Annotated in this window: 17 protein-coding genes and 1 pseudogene; 7 read left to right on the top strand and 11 right to left on the bottom strand. The window is 74.0% G+C overall.

Annotation, left to right across the window (positions count from 1 at the left end):
- Window positions 1–43: 43 nt before the first annotated feature.
- Window positions 44–940, bottom strand: coding sequence for a helix-turn-helix domain-containing protein (locus AC5L3C_RS07950; RefSeq protein ID WP_493647966.1), 897 nt, complete (start codon window positions 938–940; stop codon window positions 44–46).
- Between the two features lie 124 nt (window positions 941–1,064).
- Here AC5L3C_RS07950 and AC5L3C_RS07945 point away from each other — a divergent pair, with 124 nt between their 5' ends.
- Entirely contained in the window at window positions 1,065–1,481 is a 417-nt protein-coding gene (locus tag AC5L3C_RS07945) for a nuclear transport factor 2 family protein (RefSeq protein ID WP_493647964.1), read from the top strand.
- 445 nt (window positions 1,482–1,926) lie between these two features.
- On the opposite strand, the gene AC5L3C_RS07940 is transcribed toward AC5L3C_RS07945, so the two are convergent.
- The 3 genes from AC5L3C_RS07940 to AC5L3C_RS07930 all read right to left on the bottom strand — a co-directional run bounded on the left by AC5L3C_RS07940 (window position 1,927) and on the right by AC5L3C_RS07930 (window position 4,991).
- The gene (locus tag AC5L3C_RS07940; protein ID WP_493647963.1) at window positions 1,927–3,207 is read right to left on the bottom strand and encodes an HRDC domain-containing protein; all 1,281 of its coding nucleotides are present in this window, start codon (window positions 3,205–3,207) and stop codon (window positions 1,927–1,929) included.
- Between the two features lie 178 nt (window positions 3,208–3,385).
- Window positions 3,386–4,048: a helix-turn-helix transcriptional regulator gene (locus AC5L3C_RS07935; protein ID WP_004923664.1), complete on the bottom strand. Its 663-nt coding sequence runs from the start codon at window positions 4,046–4,048 to the stop codon at window positions 3,386–3,388.
- A 268-nt stretch (window positions 4,049–4,316) separates the two neighbouring features.
- Window positions 4,317–4,991 (bottom strand): DUF3000 domain-containing protein, encoded by a 675-nt coding sequence (locus tag AC5L3C_RS07930; protein ID WP_493647962.1) that lies wholly within the window; start codon window positions 4,989–4,991, stop codon window positions 4,317–4,319.
- 145 nt (window positions 4,992–5,136) lie between these two features.
- Between AC5L3C_RS07930 and hemE the strand changes: the two genes are divergently transcribed.
- On the top strand, window positions 5,137–6,231 hold the full coding sequence (hemE, locus tag AC5L3C_RS07925) for a uroporphyrinogen decarboxylase (protein WP_493647960.1): 1,095 nt from the start codon (window positions 5,137–5,139) through the stop codon (window positions 6,229–6,231).
- Window positions 6,232–6,334: 103 nt separating this feature from the next.
- Window positions 6,335–8,353, top strand: a complete 2,019-nt coding sequence (locus AC5L3C_RS07920; RefSeq protein ID WP_125503504.1) for a SpoIIE family protein phosphatase — start codon at window positions 6,335–6,337, stop codon at window positions 8,351–8,353.
- Window positions 8,354–8,363: 10 nt separating this feature from the next.
- Here the strand turns inward: AC5L3C_RS07920 and AC5L3C_RS07915 are convergent, their stop codons facing one another.
- Complete coding sequence (locus AC5L3C_RS07915) at window positions 8,364–9,188, bottom strand: rhomboid family intramembrane serine protease (protein WP_493653774.1); 825 nt, start codon at window positions 9,186–9,188, stop codon at window positions 8,364–8,366.
- A gap of 133 nt (window positions 9,189–9,321) precedes the next feature.
- Here AC5L3C_RS07915 and AC5L3C_RS07910 point away from each other — a divergent pair, with 133 nt between their 5' ends.
- A complete protein-coding gene (locus AC5L3C_RS07910; RefSeq protein ID WP_125503502.1) occupies window positions 9,322–9,642 on the top strand; it encodes a hypothetical protein in 321 nt (106 codons plus the stop codon).
- Between the two features lie 12 nt (window positions 9,643–9,654).
- Here AC5L3C_RS07910 and AC5L3C_RS07905 read toward each other — a convergent pair whose 3' ends face one another.
- Complete coding sequence (locus AC5L3C_RS07905) at window positions 9,655–11,052, bottom strand: FAD-dependent oxidoreductase (protein WP_493647958.1); 1,398 nt, start codon at window positions 11,050–11,052, stop codon at window positions 9,655–9,657.
- 51 nt (window positions 11,053–11,103) lie between these two features.
- Window positions 11,104–12,081, bottom strand: coding sequence for a DUF4349 domain-containing protein (locus AC5L3C_RS07900; RefSeq protein ID WP_493647956.1), 978 nt, complete (start codon window positions 12,079–12,081; stop codon window positions 11,104–11,106).
- 175 nt (window positions 12,082–12,256) lie between these two features.
- On the opposite strand from AC5L3C_RS07900, the pseudogene hemG reads away from it, so the two are divergent.
- Both hemG and hemQ read left to right on the top strand, forming a co-directional pair.
- Window positions 12,257–13,767 (top strand): annotated as a pseudogene (hemG, locus tag AC5L3C_RS07895) (protoporphyrinogen oxidase).
- Window positions 13,768–13,771: 4 nt separating this feature from the next.
- The gene (gene hemQ / locus AC5L3C_RS07890) at window positions 13,772–14,503 is read left to right on the top strand and encodes a hydrogen peroxide-dependent heme synthase (protein WP_493647954.1); all 732 of its coding nucleotides are present in this window, start codon (window positions 13,772–13,774) and stop codon (window positions 14,501–14,503) included.
- Here the strand turns inward: hemQ and AC5L3C_RS07885 are convergent.
- The 4 genes from AC5L3C_RS07885 to AC5L3C_RS07870 all read right to left on the bottom strand — a co-directional run bounded on the left by AC5L3C_RS07885 (window position 14,489) and on the right by AC5L3C_RS07870 (window position 20,715).
- Window positions 14,489–16,132, bottom strand: coding sequence for an alpha/beta hydrolase (locus tag AC5L3C_RS07885; RefSeq protein WP_493647952.1), 1,644 nt, complete (start codon window positions 16,130–16,132; stop codon window positions 14,489–14,491). The genes hemQ and AC5L3C_RS07885 overlap by 15 nt on opposite strands.
- Window positions 16,133–16,222: 90 nt before the next feature.
- Window positions 16,223–17,005 carry a TIGR04222 domain-containing membrane protein gene (locus AC5L3C_RS07880; protein WP_493647951.1) on the bottom strand — a complete coding sequence of 261 codons (783 nt, stop codon included), beginning with the start codon at window positions 17,003–17,005 and terminating at the stop codon, window positions 16,223–16,225.
- A 160-nt stretch (window positions 17,006–17,165) separates the two neighbouring features.
- Window positions 17,166–18,488, bottom strand: a complete 1,323-nt coding sequence (locus tag AC5L3C_RS07875; protein WP_493647950.1) for an MbnB/TglH/ChrH family RiPP precursor modification enzyme — start codon at window positions 18,486–18,488, stop codon at window positions 17,166–17,168.
- 160 nt (window positions 18,489–18,648) lie between these two features.
- Complete coding sequence (locus tag AC5L3C_RS07870) at window positions 18,649–20,715, bottom strand: neutral/alkaline ceramidase (RefSeq protein ID WP_493647948.1); 2,067 nt, start codon at window positions 20,713–20,715, stop codon at window positions 18,649–18,651.
- A 252-nt stretch (window positions 20,716–20,967) separates the two neighbouring features.
- Here AC5L3C_RS07870 and AC5L3C_RS07865 point away from each other — a divergent pair, with 252 nt between their 5' ends.
- A complete protein-coding gene (locus AC5L3C_RS07865) occupies window positions 20,968–22,440 on the top strand; it encodes a glycoside hydrolase family 76 protein (protein ID WP_493647946.1) in 1,473 nt (490 codons plus the stop codon).
- The last annotated feature ends 12 nt before the right edge of the window (window positions 22,441–22,452 follow it).

Here is a 22,452-nt window from a genome sequence, read left to right as displayed (position 1 = left end):
GAGTAACGTGGCTGCCCAGTCCCGCCGCGTGGAGCGGTGAACATCACACGTCCGGCCGTGCGGTCCGGGCCGGTACGGCGGCCGCCCAGTCGGCGAGCCGGTCCAGGCCCTCCTCGGCGGCGCTCCCCGCGGGCGCGCTGTAGACGACGACGCTCAGGCCGCTCCCGTCGGGCAGGGTCATGGTCTCCTGGTCGAGCCGCAGGACGCCGACGACCGGATGGCCGAAGCGGTCGGTGCCCTTGCGGAAGGTGTGCACGTCGTGGGACGCCCACAGGGTGCGGAAATCCGCGCTGCGGGCGGACAGCTCACCGACCAGGCCGGTCAGCTCCCGGTCACAGGGGTGCCGGCCCGATTCGATGCGCAGCGCGCCCACCGCGTAGCCGGCCATGCGTTCCCAGTCGAGGTAGAAATCCCTGGCCGCGGGGTCGAGGAAGGCGAACCGGGCGACATTCGCGGCGCCGGGAGCCGCACCGGTGAACAGCTGCGTGTACAGGGCCCGGCCCAGTGTGTTGGCGGCCAGTACGTCGAGCCGGTTGTTGATGACGCACGCGGGCAGGCGCGGCATGCCGTCGATGATCCGGGTCACGCTCGGCCGCACGGCGGGGCGGTCCGCCGGGGGCGGTGCCGGGGCCCTGGACGCCGGTCCCGCGGCGCGGGCGAGGTCGTACAGGTACGTGCGTTCGGCGGGGTCCAGCCGCAGGGCCCGGGCGAGGGCGTCCAGCACCCGGTCGGAGGCGCCCTTGAGGTTGCCGCGTTCCAGACGGGTGTAGTACTCGACGCTCACCCCGGCGAGGGCGGCGACCTCACCCCTGCGTAACCCGGGCACCCGCCGCGGGCCGTAGACGGGCAGGCCCGCCTGCTCGGGGGTGATCCTTTCGCGTCGCGTGCGCAGGAAGGCACTGACGGTGTCCCGGTGGGGGGCCCTGCCCGTACACGTCACAGTGGGATCTCCCTTCTCGGGTCCGTCCGTCGTTGCATGGTGCCTGCCCCTGTCACGGGGCTGTACCCCGAACCCGACCGAAGGGGCGTGCGAGATGGACCACCGGGCCGAGACGGTGAGGACGGTGACGCGGGGACCCGCGGACGTCGTGCGCGAGCTCTACACCGCGCTGCTGGAGGGGGACATGCCGCGCGTCCTGGCCACCCTCGCTCCCGATCTGATCGTGGATCACACGAACGAGCTCCCCTACGGCGGGGTGCACCACGGCAGAGAGGCGTGGGTGGAGTCGGTGCTGAAGGTGATCACGGGCCACGCCGACGTCGGCAGGATCGACTTCCGGATCCACGAGGCGGGCCCGACCGGCGCCGTCGGGGTACTCGACGGAACCCTCGTCGCCCACACCACCGGTGAGGAACACGCCCTGTCCTCGGTCGAGGTCATCAAGGTCGAGGACGGCCTGGTACGCAAGATCGACGTCTTCACCAAGAACCCCCGGGCCCTCACCGAGTTCTACACCCGGGCCGAGGCGGCCACCGGCTGAGGACCCGCGCCCCGCCCCGCACCGCCCGGCCGCGGTCCGCCACGTGCCCGGGAGAACTTCGGCCGGTTCCGGTCCGTGGCCGGGGGTGTCCGCCGGCCCTGGCACGGTCCGATCCACGTGCCGGGCCCGCGACCCGTGAGCGGCCGGGGCCGAGGCGGGTGCCGGCCGGGGCCGGTGCGTCGGGGTGCCCGGCCGGAGGCCGGCGTGCGACCGCTGGGGCTCCGGCTGGGGGTGGCGCGTGGGTGCTGCGGCGGCTGTGGGGGTCCGGCGCGGGTGGTCGGCCGGCGGGGCGTGGTCGCGTGGCTGGACGCTCATGCGGGGACCGCCGCCGCCGGCGTGGCCTGTTTCACCCGCCTGGGCCGTGCTGGGTGAGTGGTGCCTGCCGGCCCCGGTCCGTCCGTGGTGCCGCGTCCGCGGAGGCGGGTGGCCGGGTCGGGTGCGGGGGTCATGCGGTGAACGCCGCCACCAGGACCGGGGTGACCTGTTCCACCTGCCAGGCCCGCGCACCGTGGGCGGACAGCGCCGAGGCGACCGACTCCGCGGTGACGGTCTTCGGGGGCTCCCAGCACACCCTTCGCACCGTGTCCGGGGTGATCAGGTTCTCCGCCGGCATGCCCAGCCGCTCGGCCAGCGCGGTCACGCCTGCCCGTGCGGCGGACAGCCGGGCCGCCGCCTCCGGGTCCTTGTCGGCCCACGCACGCGGCGGCGGGGGACCGGTGACCGGCTGGCCGGGCTGGGGGAGCCGGTCCTCGCTCAGCGCCCGCGCCCGGTCGACCGCCGCCTGCCACTGCTCCAACTGGCGCCGCCCGACCCGCTGGCCGAACCCGTTCAGCGCGGCCAGGGCGTGCGGATTGGCCGGCATGGCCAGCGCCGCCTCGACGATGGCGGCGTCCGGGAGCACCTTGCCCGGGGAGACGTCGCGCCGACGGGCGATGCGGTCGCGGGTCTGCCACAGCTCCCGGACGACGGCCATCTGCCGGCGACGGCGGACCTTGTGCATGCCGGAGGTACGCCGCCAGGGATCCTTGCGGGGCTCCGGCGGCGGCGCCGAGGCGATCGCGTGGAACTCCTGCCGGGCCCAGTCGAGCTTGCCCTGCCGCTCGAGCTCCTTCTCCAGCGCGTCCCGGAGGTCGACCAGCAGCTCGACGTCGAGGGCGGCGTAGCGCAGCCAGGGCTCGGGCAGCGGGCGGCTGGACCAGTCGACGGCGGAGTGGCCCTTCTCCAGGACGTACCCGAGGACGTTCTCGACCATCGCGCCGAGGCCGACGCGGGGGAACCCGGCCAGGCGCCCGGCCAGTTCGGTGTCGAAGAGCAGCGTGGGCACCATGCCTATTTCGCGCAGGCACGGCAGGTCCTGCGTGGCGGCGTGCAGCACCCACTCCGTGCCGGACAGCGCCTCGCCGAGGCCGGACAGGTCGGGACAGTCGACCGGGTCGATGAGCGCGGTGCCCGCGCCCTCGCGGCGCAGCTGGACGAGGTAGGCGCGCTGGCCGTAGCGGTAGCCGGAGGCGCGCTCGGCGTCCACGGCCACGGGGCCGGTCCCGGCGGCGAAGGCGGCGGTCACCTCGGCGAGCGCGGTCTCGTCTGCGACGACGGGCGGAATGCCCTCGCGCGGTTCCAGCAGGGGGATCGGCGCCTCCGTAGCAGAAGATCCGCCGTCGTCCGGAGGGGCGCCTCCGGTGGTGCGCAGGGAACTGTCTGCTGCGGTGTCGTGGGCGTCGGTCACCTGTCAAGAGTATCCGTACCGGCAAGGGCCTGACCTGCCCCTACGTACGGAAGCACGGCCGACCAGCGAAAACAGGCCGCGGCGGACGCCGCGCGGGCGGCGCCCGCCGACCGCGGTGCCGGCGGGCGTGTGCCGGCGGGCGCGGGTCCGGAACGGGGGTCAGATGGGTGAACGGGGGTCAGTGGATGATGCCGGTGCGCAGGGCCACGGCGACCATGCCGGCGCGGTCGCCCGTGCCGAGCTTGCGTGCGATACGGGCGAGGTGGCTCTTGACGGTCAGGGCGGACAGGCCCATGGAGACGCCGATCGCCTTGTTCGACTGGCCCTCCGCCACCAGCCGCAGCACCTCGACCTCGCGGCCGGACAGTTCGCGGTAGCCGCCCGGGTGGCTCGGGGCACCCGGGGGGCGACGGTGCAGACGGGCGGCGGCGGCGCCGATGGGGGCCGCACCGGGGCGGGTGGGGAGCCCGAGGTTGGTGCGGGTGCCGGTGACGACGTATCCCTTCACCCCGCCGGCCAGCGCGTTGCGCACGGCGCCGATGTCGTCGGCGGCGGACAGGGCCAGCCCGTTGGGCCAGCCCGCGGCGCGGGTCTCGGAGAGGAGGGTGAGGCCGGAACCATCCGGCAGGTGGACTTCGGCGACGCAGATGTCGCGGGGGTTGCCGATGCGGGGACGAGCCTCCGCGACGGACGAGGCCTCGATGACATCGCGCACACCGAGCGCCCACAGATGGCGGGTGACGGTGGATCGGACACGCGGGTCGGCCACGACCACCATGGCGGTCGGCTTGTTCGGGCGGTAGGCGACCAGGCTTGCGGGCTGCTCGAGGAGAACGGACACCAGGCCTCCTGGGTGCGGGACGGGGCCGGCTCGTGGGGGGTGAAGCCGGGACGAACCGTGCTTTCAAGGTCACAGTCGTATTCGGCAGCAAACCTGATGTCCTTTAACGAATGATCACGAAGTGATGAGTAACAATCCGGGCAATTCGGACGCACCTTCGATCATTCGAAGATCGAACGGTTTCGATCCGCGTCGCAACGCTTCCGATTGTGGCCGTATCGACAAAGAGACGGTCAGCGATGATTGCGTGCGCCCCGAAGCGGGAAGCTCACCGCGACTGCGGCCCCCTGCGCTGCGGCAGCGTCACCACCGACGCGTCCCCGGGAGCCGCCGGCGGCAGCCCCGCCACCTGCGCCAGCAGATCGCACCACGCGACGAGATGGGTGCCCGCGTCCGGCACCCCGGCCAGCCCCTCCCGGGGCGTCCAGGAGGCCCGGATCTCGATCTGCGAGGCGGCCGGCCGCGCCGACAGCCCGCCGAAGTAGTGGGAGCTCGCCCGCGTCACCGTGCCGCTCGGCTCGCCGTACGCCAGACCGCGCGCCGAGAGCGCACCGGTCAGCCAGGACCAGCACACCTCCGGCAGCAGCGGGTCCGCCGCCATCTCCGGCTCCAGCTCCGCGCGCACCAGCGTCACCAGACGGAACGTGCCCCGCCAGGCGTCGTGCCCGGCCGGGTCGTGCAGCAGCACCAGCCGGCCGTCGGCCAGGTCCTCCTCGCCGTCGACGACCGCCGCCTCCAGCGCGTACGCGTACGGAGCCAGCCGCTTGGGCGCGGGCGCGGGATCCACCTCGACCTGCGGCCGCAGCCGGGCGCCGCGCAGCGCGTCGACGGCGGCCCGGAAGGGCAGCGGGGGCGCGCCCCCGTGCCCCGGATCCTTCTCCGTCCCCTTCGGTTCGTCCATTCCGCCAGCGCCGTCCGACAGTCGTCCCTGAGCCGCAGCCATGCGGGGAAGATTAAGCGGAACCGCGCCCCCGCGCAGGGAGGGACACCCGCGGCGCCCGGGGCTGTCCGGATCGTGGCCCGCGCGCACCGCACACCGGACGGCCTGGCGTGAGAGGAGGCGGAGGGGTCGTGCGAGACTGGCCGGTGTGAGTGCCAACGCAAGCCCGACGGGCCAGACGACGACCGAGACCACCGACCCCGTCAAGAACGACGCCGTCCGGGATTCGGCCTTCCTCAAGGCGTGCCGCCGCGAGCCGGTGCCGCACACGCCGGTGTGGTTCATGCGGCAGGCCGGGCGCTCACTGCCGGAGTACCGCAAGGTGCGCGAGGGCATCGGGATGCTGGACTCCTGCATGCGCCCCGACCTGGTCACCGAGATCACCCTCCAGCCGGTGCGCCGCCACCACGTGGACGCGGCGATCTACTTCAGCGACATCGTCGTCCCGCTCAAGGCCATCGGCATCGACCTCGACATCAAGCCCGGCATCGGCCCGGTCGTCGAGCAGCCGGTCCGCACCCGCGCCGACCTGGCCCGGCTGCGCGACCTCACCCCCGAGGACGTCTCCTACGTCACCGAGGCCATCGGCATGCTGACCCGCGAACTCGGGTCCACCCCGCTGATCGGGTTCGCGGGCGCCCCCTTCACCCTCGCCAGCTACCTCGTCGAGGGCGGCCCCTCCCGCACGTACGAGAACGCCAAGGCGATGATGTACGGCGACCCGGAACTCTGGGCCGACCTGCTCGACCGTCTCGCCGACATCACGGCCGCGTTCCTGGAGGTCCAGATCCGGGCCGGCGCCAGTGCCGTCCAGCTCTTCGACTCCTGGGCCGGCGCGCTCGCCCCCTCCGACTACCGGCGCTCGGTGCTGCCCGCCTCGGCGAAGGTGTTCCGCCAGGTCGCCGCCCACGGCATCCCGCGCATCCACTTCGGCGTCGGCACCGGTGAGCTGCTGGGCCTCATGGGCGAGGCCGGCGCGGACGTCGTCGGCGTCGACTGGCGCGTCCCCCTGGACGAGGCCGCCCGGCGCGTCGGCCCCGGCAAGGCGCTCCAGGGCAACCTCGACCCGACCGTCCTGTTCGCCGGCCCCGCCGCCGTCGAGGCCAAGGCGCAGGAGGTGCTGGACGACGCGGCCGGCCTGGAGGGCCACGTCTTCAACCTCGGCCACGGCGTGATGCCGTCCACCGACCCGGACGCCCTGACCCGCCTCGTGGAGTACGTCCACACGCGCACCGCGCGCTGACCCCACCGGGTACGGGCCGGACGCGCGTCGGAACCCCGGTGCGGGGTACTGGGCACATGTTCGCCCAGCACGTTCGCTCCCGGGCATGGGCAGGTGGAGGCTCATGAGGTTCGAGATGTTCGACCTCGCCCCGATCGGCGTCGTCGTCACCGAAGGGCCGGAACACCGACTCGCGTACACCAACCAGGTCTACCGCGAGACCTTCGGCGACCGTCCGCTGGGCCGGGCCATCCGTGACGCTTTCCCCGACCTCGCGCAGTCCGGCTACTTCGACCTCTTCGACCGCGTCCTCGCCACGGGCACGGCCGAAGTGCTCAGCGGAGCGCCCATCGACCTGGTCTACCCCGGCGCGCAGCACGAGGGAACGCGGTACTTCACCTTCAGCAACTCCCGCGTCACGATGAGCGACGGCCGGCACGGGGTGCTCGGCGTGCTCGTCGAAGTCACCGACCAGGTGACCGGCGCGGAACAGATCCGCGTCCTGTCCGAGGAGCGCCGCCGCACCCTGCAGCGCTACCGCAGCCTCGTGAACGCCGGATCCCAGATCATCTGGGTGACCAGCCCCACGGGTGCGGTGACCGAGCCGAGCCCCGGCTGGCAGCGGGTGACCGGACAGAGCTGGGAGGAGTTCCGCGGCGACGGCTGGATCGACGCCCTTCACCCCGACGACCGTGCCGGCGCCATCGCGTCGTGGCACCGGGCGGTGACCGAACAGACGCCGCGCTGGACCCACACCTACCGGCTGCGGCTGGCCACGGGCGGCTACCGGCACTTCGCCGTCGACGCCGCACCGGTCCGCAACGGGGACACGGTGATCGAGTGGATGGGCACCTGCGCGGACGTCGAGCAGCAGTGGCAGGAGACCCGACGGGACGAACTGCTGGCGCGCGCCGCAGAGGCCACCGCCGACATCGTGCGGCTGGACGAGATGCTCACGGCCCTCGCCGGGGTGATCGTGCCCGCCATCGCCGACAGTTGCACCATCTATCTCCTGCCGCACGTCCTGCACCGCCCGTCGGGCACCGCGCTCACCGCCGAGCGGGTTGCCGCCGTCACCCGCCCGGGACTGCCGGACCTGCCCCCGCACCATGAGGAGCACCTGCGGTCCGGCAGTCCGCTCGCCCGCGCCGCCGACGGGCGCCGCCCCCTCCATGCCGTCTTCCCGCCCGGTGCACCACCGCCCGATCTGTGCCCGCCCGAGGCCGAACCGTGGCTGGCTCCCGGGGCCAACAGCGTGGTCCTGCTCCCGGTCGTCGTCGACGGCACCACGGCCGCCCTCGTCACCACCTCGGTCAGCGGCGACCGCCCACCGCTCGGCCAGGCCGAGATCGACCTGCTGCGCCAGCTTCTGGAACGGGCCCACACCCCCCTCAGCAACGCCCTCGAGTACCAGCGCACCCGACAGGTGGCGCTGGCCCTCCAGCGCAGCCTGCTCACCGACCCGCCGGACCTGCCCGACCTCGACATCGCGGTGCGCTACCGGCCCAGCACCGCGGCCGCAGAGGTCGGCGGCGACTGGTACGACGCGTTCGTGCTCCGTGACGGTGCCCTCGTCCTCAGCATCGGCGACGTCGCCGGCCACGACCTGTCGGCCGCCGTCACCATGAGCCAGCTGCGCAACATGCTCCGCGGACTCACCCTGGACCGCGAGGAACCGACCGGCACGATACTGCGCCGGCTGGACGTCTCCGCGCAGACCCTCTACCCGGAGTGCACCGCCACCTGCATCTTGGCCCGGGTCGAACGCCGGGGGACCGGCGGGTTGCCGCTCCACTACTCCGTCGCGGGACACCCGCCGCCCTTGCTCATCGAGGAGGACGGCACCGCGCGGTTCCTGACCGGGGGCCGCGCCCCGATGCTCGGGCTCGTCGCGGACCCCGTCCACGACAGCGCCGTCGAGCCGCTGCCGCCCGGCTCGACCCTGCTGCTCTACACCGACGGGCTGGTGGAGCGCCGCGACGAGGACCTCACCACCGGCCTGGACCGGCTGCGCCGGTGTGCCTCGGAGGCCGTACGCAGCCCCCTGGACGACTTCTGCGACACCCTGCTCGCGGGCCAGCTGGCCGTCGACGGCAACGACGACGTGGCCATGGTCGGCCTGCGCGTCCCCGGCGCCGGCTGACTCCCCCCGCTCACCGCCAGGTGCGCCGCGCCCGCCGTCCGTACAGCGCGTGGTCGGGCGCCTGCGGCGGGGGAGTGCCCGGTTTCAGGGGCCAGGCGATCAGCATGCCTGCGACGAAGCCGGCGACATGGGCGAGATACGCCACGGTGCCGGCCCCCGAGACGCCCGCCCCGGAGGAGTACACCGCCTGAAGGACGAACCAGGAGCCCAGCACCAGCCAGGCGGGCAGCCGCAGCGGCAGGAAGATCAGGAAGGGCACCAGCACCCACACCCGGACCTTCGGATACAGCACGAGATACGCGCCGAGCACCCCGGCGACCGCCCCGGACGCGCCGATCAGCGGCTCGCCCGAGTCGGCGTTCACCAGGGCGAAGGCGTACGCGGCGACGTACCCGCACACCAGGTAGAACAGCAGGTACCGCACATGCCCCATGCGGTCCTCGACGTTGTTGCCGAAGATCCACAGGAACAGCATGTTGCCCAGCAGATGCAGCCAGCCGCCGTGCAGGAACATCGCCGTCAGCACGCTCAGCTCGGGCGACTTCTCATAGCCCGGCCGGTCCACCACGCACCCCGGGCCCTGCGGACCCACCCCGGTGCCACCCGTGGGTACGAGGTCCGGCAGCCGGTGCTGGATCAGCTCCCGCGGCACCACCGCGTAGCGGTCCAGGAAGGCCTCGAGCCGGCAGAGGTCGGCCAGACCGGTCGCACCGGTGAGCGAACCGACGACGCCCGGGGTGAGGACCACGAAGACGACGACGTTCGCGGCGATGAGCGCGTACGTCACCCACGGGGTGCGCCGCGCCGGGTTCACGTCATGGACGGGGATCACCACGTCTCCCATGTGCCCGGGCCGAGGCGGGTGAATCCGCGGCCGGGCTGAACACGGCCGTCCGGCCGTGCGTATCACTCGGCAACCGCCCGCGGCGCGGGGAAGGCGTCACGGGACCGACGTGAGGAAACAGGCGATGAACGACCGAGTGACCCCCGCGATGCACGCGCTGCCCGACGGCGAGGCCGAGCTCACGCTCGTGGTGCGTCTCCCCTGGGAGGACATCGCGCGCCTCGGCCAGGAGGCGGGGCGCCTCGCGTCCCAGATGCAGCGGCCGGTCACCCTGGACGAGGCGGTGAGCCACCGGCTGCGCTCCGCGAAGTCCGCCGCGCAGGCGAGGCCGGCGGGGGAGCAGCCGCCCGCGTCGGCGCCCGCCGCGTCGGTGGCGTCGCTGCCCTCGCGCCCGCCGGCCGAGCAGGCCCGGCAGGCGATCGAGAGGATCAACGGGTCGGCGTGAGCGGGCGGTACCTCACGCGGACGCCCTGATCCTGGCCGACGCCTTGCGGGCCGCCACCAGGACCGGGTCCCAGACCGGGGAGAACGGGGGTGCGTAGCCCAGGTCGAGGGCGGTCATCTGCTCCACCGTCATACCGGCCGTGAGGGCGACCGCCGCGATGTCCACGCGTTTGCCCGCGCCCTCGCGGCCGACGATCTGGACGCCCAGGAGGCGGCCCGTGCGCAGTTCCGCGAGCATCTTCACCGTCATGGGGGAGGCGTTCGGGTAGTAGCCCGCGCGGCTGGTCGACTCGATGGTCACCGTCTCGAACCGCAGCCCCACGCGGCGGGCGTCCTTCTCCCGGAGCCCGGTGCGGGCGATCTCCAGATCGCACACCTTGCTGACCGCCGTGCCGACCACCCCGGGGAAGGTCGCGTAGCCGCCGCCGGCGCCCGCGCCGATGACCTGGCCGTGCTTGTTGGCGTGCGTGCCGAGCGGGACGTGGCGCTGCTGCCCGGAGACCAGGTCGAGCACCTCCACGCAGTCGCCGCCGGCCCAGATGTTCTCGTACCCGCGCACCCGCATCGACCGGTCGGTGAGCAGCCCGCCGTGCTCGCCCAGGGGGAGTCCGGCGGCCCGCGCGAGGGCCGTCTCCGGCCGCACCCCGATGCCGAGGACGACGACATCGGCCGGGTACTCGGCCCGCTCCGTGGCGACCGCCCGCACCCGGCCGTCGTCCCCCGTCAGCACCTTGGTGACCTCGGCGTCGTTCACCATGGTGATGCCCATGTCCTCCATGGCCCGGTGCACCAGGCGGCCCATGTCGGGGTCGAGCGTCGCCATGGGCTCCCGGCCGCGGTTGACCACGGTCACCTCGTAACCCCGCTTGATCATCGCCTCGGCCATCTCGACGCCGATGTACCCCGCGCCGACCACCACCGCGCGGCGGCCGCGCGTGGCGGCCAGCGTGTCCAGCAGCGCCTGGCCGTCGTCGAGCGTCTGCACGCCGTGCACGCCGGGAGCGTCGATGCCGGGCATCGCCGGCCGGATCGGCCGCGCCCCGGTGGCGATCACAAGTTTGTCGTACGACGTCCAGGACTCGGCGCCGGAGTCGACGTCCCGCGTGCGGACCCGCCCCCGCTCCAGGTCGAGCTCCGTGACCTCGGTGCGCAGCCGCACCTCGATGTCCCGCGCGCGGTGCTCCTCGGGGGTGCGCGCGATCAGCTGGTCCCGGTCGGTGACGTCGCCGCCCACCCAGTAGGGGATGCCGCACGCCGAGTAGGAGGTGAAGTGGCCGCGTTCGAACGCCACGATCTCCAGCTCCCGCGGCCCCTTGTGCCGGCGGGCCTGTGACGCCGCGGACATGCCCGCGGCGTCACCGCCGACGACCACCAGACGTTCCCGTGCTCCGTGCGCATCGCTCGTGTCCATGGGACCACGCTACGGTGCCGCCAGGTCCCGGCTTCTCGTGAACCGTCCGGCTCAGTCCTCGCCGTCCCGCCCGCCGTCCGCCGGCGCCGGCGGGGTCGCCGTCCGCGGGCGCCGCGGCAGCAGGGGACGTACGGCCTTCAGCCACAGCAGCGCCAGCAGCGCGGCCACCGCCGCGAAGGGCAGGACCACGCCGAGCGCGACCGTCAGCCAGCGCAGCAGCGTCACGAACACGTCCCAGCCGCCCGCGAGCGCGTCCACGAACCCGGGACCGCCGTCGTCCTCCTGCGCCTTCCCGGCCGGTTTGCCGGAGAGCGAGAGGGTGATGGTCGCCAGGCTCGTACGGTCCTCCAGGGACGCCTGCCGGGCGAGCAGGGACTCCAGGTCCGCCTGGCGGGTGCTCAGTTCGCCCTCCAGGGTGACCACGTCGCTGAGCTTGGTCGCCCGGTCCATCAGCTCGCGGACCCGGGCCACGCTGGCCCGCTGCGACGCGATGCGGCTCTCCACGTCGACCACCTGGTCGGTGACGTCCTCCGCCTTCGCGCGGCGTTCGACGAGCGTGCCCGCGCCCTCCAGGCCGGCGAGGACCTCGGCGTACTTCGCGACGGGCACCCGCAGCACCACGCGGGTGTGCTCGCGGCCCTCCGCGTCCCGGCGGGTGGTCTCGTTGCCGACGTAGCCGCCCGCGTTCTCGGTCGTCGTGCGGGCATCGTCCAGCGCCTCGGACACGTCGTCGACCCGCACGGTCAGCGAGGCGGTGCGGATGACGTGGTTCACCGCGGCCTTCGGCGGCGCGGTCTCCCGCGCACCCTCCGCCGGGCTGTCCGCCGCGTCGGCCGCCGAGCCGCCCGGCGCACCCTGCTTCCCGTGCGCGTCCGCGGCCGGGCCCTCGGCGGGCGCGGCGGCGGCCCGGTCGTCCGACGCGGCACCCCCGGAGTCGCCGCCGGCGCTGCACCCGCCGGCCGCGAGCGCCGCCGCCAGCAGGACCCCGGCCAGGGCGTGGGCGGGTCGTACGGATCGTGGTGTGCGCATATGGGACTCCCCCAGCGTCGGGACGAACGGTGTCGCCGTGATGACTGACGCTCCTTCGACGCGCCGGGCGCCCGGGACGTTTGACGGGGCGCGGTCCCGATGCGGTCACGGTAGGGACTCGGCAGGGCCACATGGCCCTGGCAGGAGCGGCGGTGGCGTTTGAGAGGGTGGAGCCATGAGCGGATCACATGCGGACGGCGGACGACGGATCGTCGTCGTGGGTGCCGGGATCGCCGGGCTGGCGGCCGCGCACCGGCTGCTGGAGAGCGGGGCGCGGGTCACCGTGCTGGAGGCCTCGGACCGGGTCGGCGGCAAGCTGCTGCCCGGCGAGATCGCGGGCGCGCGCGTCGACCTGGGCGCCGAGTCGCTGCTGGCGCGCCGCCCCGAGGCGGTCGGCCTCGCCCGCGCCGTGGGCCTCGCCGACCGGCTCCAGCCGCCGGCCACCGCCGCAGCCGCGCTGTGGACCCGCGGCCGGCTGCGCCCCATGCCCAAGGGCCACGTCATGGGCGTACCGGGCACCGCGGCCGCCCTCGCCGGCGTGCTGTCCGACGAGGGGGCCGCCCGGATCGGGCGCGACGCCGAACTGCCCCGCACCGAGATCGGCGACGACGTGGCGATCGGCGCGTACGTGGCCGAGCGCCTCGGCCGCGAGGTCGTCGACCGGCTCGTGGAGCCGCTGCTGGGCGGGGTGTACGCGGGCGACGCCTACCGCATCTCGATGCGCGCGGCGGTCCCGCAGCTCTTCGAGGCCGCCCGCACCCACACCTCCCTGACCGAGGCCGTCCGCGCGATCCAGGCGAAGGCCGCCGCCGCGCAACGGACCGGGCCGGTGTTCATGGGCATCGCCGGCGGTGTGGGCACCCTGCCGCTCGCCGTCGCCGAGTCGGTACGGGCACGCGGCGGCGAGATCCTCACCCGTACGCCCGCCACGGAGCTGCGCCGCGAACCGGAGGACGGCTGGCGGGTCGTCGCCGGGGACCGGGTGCTGCGCGCCGACGGCGTCGTCGTCGCCGTACCCGCACCGGCCGCCGCGGACCTGCTGCGCGCCGAGGCGCCCGGCGCCGCCGCGGAGCTGTCCGGCGTCGAGTACGCCTCCATGGCGCTGATCACCCTCGCCTACCGCCGCGCGGAGACCGAGCTGCCCGAGGGCAGCGGATTCCTCGTGCCGCCCGTCGACGGACACACCATCAAGGCGTCCACCTTCGCCTCGCGCAAATGGGGCTGGATCGCCGAGGAGAACCCGGACCTGGCCGTCCTGCGCACCTCCGTCGGCCGGCACGGCGAGACGGAGATCCTCGGCCGCGACGACGCCGGGCTCGTGGAGGTCTCCCGGCAGGACCTGAAGGAGGCCACCGGTCTGACCGCCGCCCCGGTCGCCACCCGCGTCACGCGCTGGCAGGACGGCCTGCCCCAGTACCCCGTCGGCCACCACGCGCGCGTGGCCCGCGTCCGCGAGCACCTCGCGGGCCTGGCCGGGCTCGCCGTGTGCGGCGCGGCCTACGACGGCGTCGGCGTCCCCGCCTGCATCGCGAGCGCGTACGCCGCCGCCGACCAGATCAACGGTGACCTGCTATGAAAGGGGTAGCGCGCAGCGCTTCGGCTGAGGGTGGTGGTGGGCGACGGGCGGGAGTGCAGGAGCTCACCGCCCACCCGGTGCAAAGCCTCCACGGCGGAGCAGGAGAATGAGGACATGAGTGACCACGCCACCACCCCCGCCCCCGACCGGATCCCGAACAAGGGCAAGCTCGCCAAGGACCTCAACGAGGTCATCCGCTACACCCTGTGGTCCGTCTTCAAACTGAAGGACGTACTGCCCGAGGACCGGGCCGGCTACGCGGACGAGGTCCAGGAGCTGTTCGACCAGCTGGCCGCCAAGGACGTCACGATCCGCGGCACCTACGACGTGTCGGGCCTGCGCGCGGACGCCGACCTCATGATCTGGTGGCACGCCGAGACGGCCGACGCGCTGCAGGAGGCGTACAACCTCTTCCGCCGCACCCGGCTGGGCCGCGCGCTCGAGCCCGTCTGGTCGAACATGGCGCTGCACCGCCCCGCCGAGTTCAACCGCTCGCACATTCCGGCGTTCCTCGCCGACGAGACGCCCCGCAACTACGTGAGCGTCTACCCCTTCGTGCGCTCCTACGACTGGTACCTGCTGCCCGACGAGGATCGCCGCCGCATGCTCGCCGACCACGGCAAGATGGCCCGCGGCTACCCGGACGTGCGCGCCAACACGGTCGCCTCGTTCGCCCTCGGCGACTACGAGTGGATGCTCGCGTTCGAGGCCGACGAACTGCACCGCATCGTCGACCTGATGCGCCACCTGCGGGGTGCGGAGGCCCGCCTGCACGTCCGCGAGGAGGTCCCGTTCTTCACGGGCCGCCGCAAGGACATCGCAGACCTGGTGTCAGGCCTGGCCTGACCCCCGCTCGGCCGGGGCCCCCGGGCCCCGGCCCGCCTGGCCCGTCGTGGACCGGGGCTGCGGCTGCGGGTGCGGGGTGCAGGAGGCGGGGCGGTCCGGGGTGACGCCCTCGAGGAGATAGGTCTCCAGGTGGCGGTTGACGCACGGGTTGGGGCCGCCTGCGAGGACGTGGCTGCCGGCGTCGCGTTCGGTCACCAGGGCCGAGCCCGCCAGGCGGCGGTGCAGTTCCAGGGCGCCGTCGTACGGGGTGGCCGCGTCCCGTTCCGCCGCCAGGATCAGCGTCGGCGGGAGTTCGCCCCGGCCGGCGCGTACGTCCAGAGGCTGCCGACGGGGCGCCCTCCAGTGGGCACAGGGCAGGTACGTCCACGCGCCGGCCCAGGTCTGGAAGGGGGCCCGGCGGGCGAGCCGGGTGTGGTCGCGGTCCCACACCGCCCAGTCCGTGGGCCAGGGCGCGTCGTTGCACTCCACGGCGAGATGCGCCGCCCGTGCGTTCTCGGCCTCCGCCGCCGCCTCCGGGTACTCCTGCGCCAGCTCCACCAGCGGCGCGGCATCACCCTTCAGGTACGCCGACAGCGCCCGTGCCCGGTACGGCCACAGGCCGTCGTCGTACCCGGCCTCCAGCATCGCGGCCTGGAGCTGTCCGGGCCCGGCCTTCCCGCCCGCCGGTTCCTTCGCCAGCCGCGCCATGGCCTCCTCGTACCCGGCCCGCACCTCCCGCGCCGTACCGCCCAGGCCGTAGGCGGCGTCGTGCCGGGCGATCCACGTCAGGAAGTCCGTCCAGCGGTGCTCGAACGCCGCCGCCCGGTCGAGGTGGTTGCGGTACCAGATCTGCTCCGGGCCGGGGTCCACCGCCGAGTCGAACACCATCCGCCGCACGTGCGAGGGGAACAGCGTGGCGTACAGCGCCCCGACGTACGTGGCGTAGGACGACCCGAGGAACGTCAGCCGGTTCTCGCCGAGCGCGGCGCGTACGACGTCCAGGTCACGGGCGTTGTTGAGGGAGTGGTAGTGGCGCAGTGCCTCCCCGTTGCGTTCGGCGCAGCCGCGCGCGTACGCCGTGGCCCGTGCGACGCGCTGTCGCTTGTACGCCTCCGAGGGGTGGGCCGGCGCCTGCGACGGGCCCCGGAAGAAGGTGCCCGGGTCCGTGCAGGACAGCGGCGCGGAAGGGCCCACTCCGCGCGGGGCGTACCCCACGAGGTCGTACGCCCCCGCGATGCGCTGCCACTCGGGGAGCACGCTCATCATCGGGAAGGACAGCCCGCTGTCGCCCGGCCCGCCCGGGCCGTGGACCAGGGAGCCCTGCCGGCGCACCTTGTGCTTGCTGTTGGCCGGGTCCGTCCCGGTGGCGCGGGAGCGGCTGACGGTGAGCTCGATCTGCTCGCCGTCCGGGCGGGCGTAGTCGAGCGGGACGCGGACCGTGCCGCACCGCACGGTGGCCGGGAGCCGGAGCCCGGCCGGACACGGGCCGAAGTCGACGCCCCGGCCGGCGGCGCGCGCGGCGGCCACCGCACTGCCGCGCAGCTCGGCCGCGAACGGGGCGGCGCCGGGTCCCGCGCCGGCCGGAGCGGCGGCCCAGGCGGCCAGGAGCACGGACCCGGCGGCCACATGGACGGCGGCGGTGGTTCTCATCGACGTTCCCTTCGGGGCACGGAGGCGGCAAAGGGGATGTTTCGGTCGATGGGCGGGTGAGGCAAGCACCCCCGCCGGGGTGTGTCGGCGTCAGTGCTGCCGATGCGGTTCCCGGTGCGCGAGCGCCGCGCGCAGCTCGGGCTCGCCCACCGCGCGGATGCCGCGCACCGCGACGGAGGTGAGATACGTACGGTCGTCCCCGGCCGCGCCGGCGCCGAAGGCGACGGTCCCGAGCAGCCGCTGGCCGGCGGGGGAGGCCCAGCGCGAGTACGGATGGACCTCGAAGCGCGCGATGGCCAGGCAGCTCAGCGCGAACACCAGCGGCAGCGTGAACCACAGGGCGACCAGATGGCGCGGCACGTCCGTCGGCACGGGCATGAGCAGCGCGGCCGCCCCCAGCCCGGCCACGGCCGGCACGGCGAGCCGCACCTGCCGCACCGCGTCCGCGACGGTCCCGCCCGCGCCGTCCGGGACCGCGAGTCCGGCGCTGACCAGCCGCTCGCCGATTCCGCGCACGGCGTCGGCGGTCGCCGCGGCCGCCCGCACCGGTGCGATGGGGGACTGTCCGTCCGGTCCTATCGCGCCTATGACCGACCGCTCCATGTCGTCGCGCCCGCGCGGATCGACCACCGTCGCCCAGCCGGTGTGGGCCAGCAGCAGCCGCCGTTGCCGCGCCATCGCGACGAGCGTGACGTCGGCGACCCTCCCGGGGCCGCCCGACAGGAACGCGGTCTCGTACAGCGTCAGATCGCGCCCCGCTCCCGCGTCGACGCCCGCGGCAGCGGCGGCACCGCGCACGGCGGCCAGACACAGCCGCAGGCACGCCACACCGGCGACGGCCCAGGCCAGGAGCAGGAGCGGAACCCAGAACATGACTTGTTTGTAAGCGACACCGTTGCGAGAACACCATGCCCGGTTCACCATTCGGACGCAGTGTTGTCGGTATGTGACGTTCCGTTTGGAGGCACGCGGGCGTACGCGGGTTCACGCGCGTCCACGAGGGTGAACGCGGGCGCACGCGGGCGCGGCCGGGTCAGCGCCGCAGCAGCGCCCGCCGCGTCGCCCGCGCCAGCCGCACCGCCGGCCGGCTCGACCGGGGCCTCGGCCCCGACCGCTCCAGCCACCACTCCCGCAGCTCGCGCCGCCTCCGCGGGTCCTCCGGCCGCCCGGCCAGCAGCAGTTCCCCGGCGAAGTCCATCGCGTCGCGCCGGTGGCCGCCGGTCATCGGCCGCGTCTGCGCGTACGCGAGGAAGGCGGGCCGGTACTCCTTGCCGAGGATCACCGGCAGCTCGGGGGCGACCTTGGCGACGACGTCGGCCCGCTTCGCGGTGAGCGCGCGTGCCTGCACCCCCATCCGCACCCGGTCGAACCCCTCGGGCACCGGCGTGCCGGCGACCAGCGCCGACAGCACCGCGGTCTGCGCGAGCGCGAGCCGCTGCCGCGCGGTGTCGGTTCCGACGGCCTCCCGCGGCTCCCCGGGCCGGGCGGCCTCCTCCCCGGCCGGGGGCCGCCCCGCCTCCCGGCGCTCCGCCCCCCGCTCGACCGCGTGCCGGATCGCGGCCAGTTCCCGCTCCATCTCCGCCGCCTCCGGGAAGTTCTCGTCCCGCTCCAGCAGGACGCCCGGCGGACGGACCCGGGAGGTGAGATCGGTGAGGATCTCCAGCACGGGCTCCGGCACCGGGTGGGCGTGGCTGTCGTGCCACACGCCGTCCCGCTCGAAGCCGCCCGCGACATGGACGTACGCCAGGGCCTCCAGGGGCAGTCCGGCGAGTGCCTCGGCCGGGTCCTCGCCCCGGTTGACGTGGTTGGTGTGCAGATTGGCGACGTCGATGAGCAGCCGCACCCCGGTGCGGTCGGCCAGCTCGTACAGGAACTGCCCCTCGGTCATCTCCTCGCCGGGCCACGAGATCAGCGCGGCGATGTTCTCCACCGCGAGCGGCACGGGCAGCGCGTCCTGGGCGATGCGGATGTTCTCGCACAGCACGTCCAGTGCGTCACGCGTGCGCGGCACGGGCAGCAGATGCCCGGCCTCGAGCCGCTCGGACGCGGTCAGCGGCCCGCCGGCCCGGACGAACGCGATGTGCTCGGTGACGAGCGGCGAGCGCAGGGCGACGGCCCGCTCCGCGAGCGCGGCGAGCCGCCCCTCGTCCGGCCGTTCGGCGCCCCCGAGTCCCAGGGAGACCCCGTGCGGCACGACGGTCACCCCGCGTCCCCGCAGCCGCACCAGCGACTCGGGCAGATGTCCGGGACAGACGTTCTCGGCGACCACCTCGACCCAGTCGATCCCCGGCATGTTCTCCACCGCGTCGGCGATCTCCGGCCGCCACCCGATCCCGTTCCCCAGTCGCACGGTCATGCCCCCTCCTCCACGCGGTTCACCCGCCCGGCCCCCGAACGTCCGCACCGGACGTGACTGGGGTATGACCCCGCCGCCCGGCACGCGAACCACGCATCGGGGACTTCAGAGGAACATTTGAGGTTGCGGGCGCGCCGGCGGAAGGCCCCCGGCCGGAGGGTCAGCGGACCATGAAGGCCGGTGACGTCCCGGTGATCGGGGTGATCGCGCCGAAGAGGCTCTTCGCGTCGCCGTGGTAGACGATGCGGTAGCTGCCCGGGGCCGTGCCCTGGGGGATGTCCCAGGTGATCGTGACCTTGGAGGCGGCGATGCCGTCGCGGGCCCAGTGGAAGCGGGTCGGCCAGTCGCCGTCGTCGGCGACGGTGCGCCAGGTTCCGCCGTCGTCGCGGCGCTGGATCTCCAGATAGGTGTCGCCGCGGTGCAGGTCGTTGCCCGGGTGGGCGCCCGCGAAGACCGCCTCGGCCCGCTCACCGGCCCGGTAGGTCTCCCGCGGCGGCACCAGCACGTCCCCGAACTTGCGCAGCAGCGGCGGCGCGTCCAGCACCACCCCCGGCTGGAGGGAGAGCTGCTCGCCGGAGAGGTCCGGCGGCTTGGGGCCGAGGGGCAGCCGCGTGCCGTCGCGCAGCGAGGTCGCCAGGGCCGCCGCCGTCTGCTGGAGCGCCGGGAGCTGCCAGCGGCCGAAGAGGGTGCTGCCGCCCTCGTACTGCTGCGCGTCGTACTCCTCGGGGGTGGTCACATAGTGGAAGTAGGCGTTCGCGTACCCGGCGACGAGTACGGCGTCGAGGTCCGCGCCCACGATCCCGGCGACCGTGCGCCGCAGCCGCAGACCCGCGCAGACGGTGACCTCACCGGGGATGCCGATCAGGTGGAGGCGGCCGATACGGACCAGCATCACCGGCACCCGCTCCTGCACCCACGGGTAGACGCGGTTCATCTCCCCGAGGGGCACGAAGACGTCCTTGGGTGCCTGCGCCTGCTTCAACTCCGGTGAGACCGTGTAGATCACGGAGTCGGAGATCGCGTCCCAGAAGGGGTTCTCCCCTTCCTCGAACCCGGGGAAGGCCGGCCCGTCCTCCATGCTGCCCGCCGCCATGGAGGCGCCGACGCAGGGCTTGGACGTGCGGTGGGTCCGTCCGTCGCCGGTGAACTCGGGGCGGACGGTGACATCGGAGAGATCGACGTACACCAGCCGCGAGTCGACCGGGCCGGACAGTCTCACGCCGGATTGCCGCAGCTGGGCCGCGGCGGCCTCGTACTGCCGCAGGCCGTTGGCCCGGGTGTGTGCGAAGTCCTCGGGTGTGGTGGGCGGTCGGAGATCCAGGTTGGGCGACATGTCCCCGCTGTTGGTCTGGGCGAACGCGGAGACGAAATCCGGTGAGCCGTCGGCCAGATAGTCGACCTCGCTGACCTCGCGCTCCCAGTGGTAGGCCGCGTAGCCCTTGTTGTCGGCGCTGATCAGCCGGTTGTCCCCGGACATGCTGGTGCTGTGCACCGGGAACCAGTTGACGGCCCCCACGGTCCGGCCGTCCCGCTCCACCCGCAGCAGGGTGGTGTGGGTGTCGACGGCGTCCGGGAAGTGGTCGCGGTCGGCCTTCGGGTTGCGGTCGAAGGCCGTACGGGAGCGGTTGACGCTCGCGCCGGTCAGCGTGCCGTGGCTGAGCACGAGTTCGGAGGGTGCCAGGTCGTCGTGGGCCCGCTGCGCGGCCTCGAACAGGCCGTCCGCCACCGCCTCGAAGGTCTTGCGGTGGAAGCCGAACGTGGTCGTGTTGTACAGCAGATGGTGCGAGTAGCCGCCCGGCCCCGCGTGGGTGTGGGTGGCGGTGATGAGTACGTTCTGCTCGGTGTACAGGTCGCCGTAGGCGTCGGCCAGCCGGCGCAGCACCGCCTGGTGCACGCTGCTGAAGATCATCGGCGAGTCCGCGACGATCAGCAGGACCCGCCGCCCGCTCGCCTCGTCGGCCACCACGAACGCCCGCGCCCGCAGCCGGGTGTGCAGCCCGGCGGCCTGCTGGTCGAACCGGCCGTAGCCCATCATCCCGACCTCGGCCACCTCACCGGTGGCGTCGGCGAGACCCCGGCCGACGAGGAAACCGCCGCCCCGCGCCGGGGCGGCGGCGGCCCGGCCCGGGGCCGCCAGCTGGGTGGCGCCGGCCAGTCCCAGACCGGTGAGGGCCCCTGCCCGCAGGACGGTACGACGGCTGCGCACGGGACGAGGTTCCGCGGACATCTGCTGCTCCTCCGGTTCGGACGGCCCCCCGCGGACAAACCTGAACAACATTCAAGTTCTGCGGTCCTCATTGGTACACCGCGCCTCTCGGGCGCCGCAAGAGGCGTGCCGCACTCTCTCCCAACCCTCCACGGGACAGCGGGCACCCGGTCCCTGCCCTGCTCCAACTCACGCTCGCGCACGCCTTGTTGACGCTTCACCCACCCGGCATTACCGTTCGGGAGCGCTCTCACCCCCCACAGGGAGCAGCCCATGACCGCTTCACGGAGATCCCTCCGGCACGCTGCCACGCTCCTCGCCCTCACCCTCTGCGCGCTGTTCCCGCAGCCCGCGACGGCGGACGCCCCGGCGCCGCCCCGGACCGGCGCGGACGTGTGCAACAAGTACTGCGACGGCCGGGACCCCGCGCTCGCCCCCGGCGACCGCACCCCCGTCACCGCGACCGTCCACGGCCGCTCCCTCACCCTGCACTTCGACGACGCCGACGCGATGGGCTGGGCCTCCCTGGGCAACGGCGGCCCCGGCGACGAGGTGTGGCTCGACCGCTCCTTCGACGGCGGCCGCACCTGGAGCTCGGGCAGCCGGCTCGGCAACACCACCGTGCCCCCGGGACGGCGCGGGTGGCGGACCCTCATGTACAACGTGGACGACTGGGGCGCGCACGGCGTCGGCGCCCTGCGGGCCTGCGGCAAGGCGGGCGACCGCCCGGAGATCGCCTGCACCCCGTGGGCACGCACCACCTGGAACGCCCACGACCGGCGCACCGCCGCGGCCACCGCCCTGATGAGCTTCTACAACTACGGAACGGGCCTGTTCGACACCACCGGCTGGTGGAACTCCGCCAACGCGCTCACCGCGCTGATCGGCACCATCCGCGCCTCGGGCATGGGCAGTTACACCTACGCCGTCGCCCGCACCTACGACCTGAACCGCACCGCGCGCGACGGGCAGTTCCGCAACGAGTACATCGACGACACCGGCTGGTGGGGCCTGGCCTGGGTGGCCGCCTACGATCTGACGGGCGACCGGCGCTACCTCGCCACCGCGCGCGCCGACGCCGACCACATGGCCGCGTACTGGGACGCCACCTGCGGGGGCGGGGTGTGGTGGTCCACCGCGCGGACCTACAAGAACGCGATCGCCAACTCCCTGTACATCCAGCTCAACGCCGCCCTGCACAACCGGACACCGGGCGACCGGACCCACCTGGCCCGGGCCCGGGCCGGCTGGAACTGGTTCCGCGGCACCGGCATGGTCAACGGCTCCCACCTGGTCAACGACGGCATCGACCTCGGCACCTGCCGCAACAACGGCGACACGGTGTGGTCGTACAACCAGGGCGTCCTCATCGGCGCGCTGACCGAGCTGCACCGCGCGACGGGCGACCGGGGGCTGCTCGGCGAGGCCCGGCGGATCGCCGACGCGGCCACCACCAGTCCCGGCCTCCACACGGCGGACGGCATCCTGCGCGAACCGTGCGAGAGCGGCAGCTGCGAGGCCGACGGACCGTCGTTCAAGGGAGCCCACGTACGGGGCCTGGCCGCACTCGACGCCGTGCTCCCCGACCACCCGTACACCGGCTACCTGCGGCGCCAGGCCGACCGCGCCCACGCGAGCGACCGCAACGCCCTCGACCAGTACGGGCTGCGCTGGTACGGCCCGCTCGACACGGTGGACGCCGCGCGCCAGCAGAGCGCCGTCGACCTGTTCAACGCCGCGCCCTGACCGTTCGGCGCC

The organism is Streptomyces speibonae, from assembly GCF_984686075.1.
Note: the sequence above shows the minus strand (reverse complement) of the source record. Positions and strands in the feature narration are given on the sequence as shown.

Excerpts from the sequence above, each read along its gene's own strand:
- AC5L3C_RS07885 (WP_493647952.1), bottom strand. The coding sequence starts at position 16,132 with ATGAGAACCACCGCCGCCGTCCATGTGGCCGCCGGGTCCGTGCTCCTG.
- hemQ (WP_493647954.1), top strand. The coding sequence starts at position 13,772 with ATGAGTGACCACGCCACCACCCCCGCCCCCGACCGGATCCCGAACAAG.
- AC5L3C_RS07910 (WP_125503502.1), top strand. The coding sequence starts at position 9,322 with ATGAACGACCGAGTGACCCCCGCGATGCACGCGCTGCCCGACGGCGAG.
- AC5L3C_RS07870 (WP_493647948.1), bottom strand. The coding sequence starts at position 20,715 with ATGTCCGCGGAACCTCGTCCCGTGCGCAGCCGTCGTACCGTCCTGCGG.
- AC5L3C_RS07865 (WP_493647946.1), top strand. The coding sequence starts at position 20,968 with ATGACCGCTTCACGGAGATCCCTCCGGCACGCTGCCACGCTCCTCGCC.
- AC5L3C_RS07880 (WP_493647951.1), bottom strand. The coding sequence starts at position 17,005 with ATGTTCTGGGTTCCGCTCCTGCTCCTGGCCTGGGCCGTCGCCGGTGTG.
- AC5L3C_RS07900 (WP_493647956.1), bottom strand. The coding sequence starts at position 12,081 with ATGCGCACACCACGATCCGTACGACCCGCCCACGCCCTGGCCGGGGTC.
- AC5L3C_RS07875 (WP_493647950.1), bottom strand. The coding sequence starts at position 18,488 with ATGACCGTGCGACTGGGGAACGGGATCGGGTGGCGGCCGGAGATCGCC.
- AC5L3C_RS07920 (WP_125503504.1), top strand. The coding sequence starts at position 6,335 with ATGAGGTTCGAGATGTTCGACCTCGCCCCGATCGGCGTCGTCGTCACC.
- AC5L3C_RS07930 (WP_493647962.1), bottom strand. The coding sequence starts at position 4,991 with ATGGCTGCGGCTCAGGGACGACTGTCGGACGGCGCTGGCGGAATGGAC.
- AC5L3C_RS07905 (WP_493647958.1), bottom strand. The coding sequence starts at position 11,052 with ATGGACACGAGCGATGCGCACGGAGCACGGGAACGTCTGGTGGTCGTC.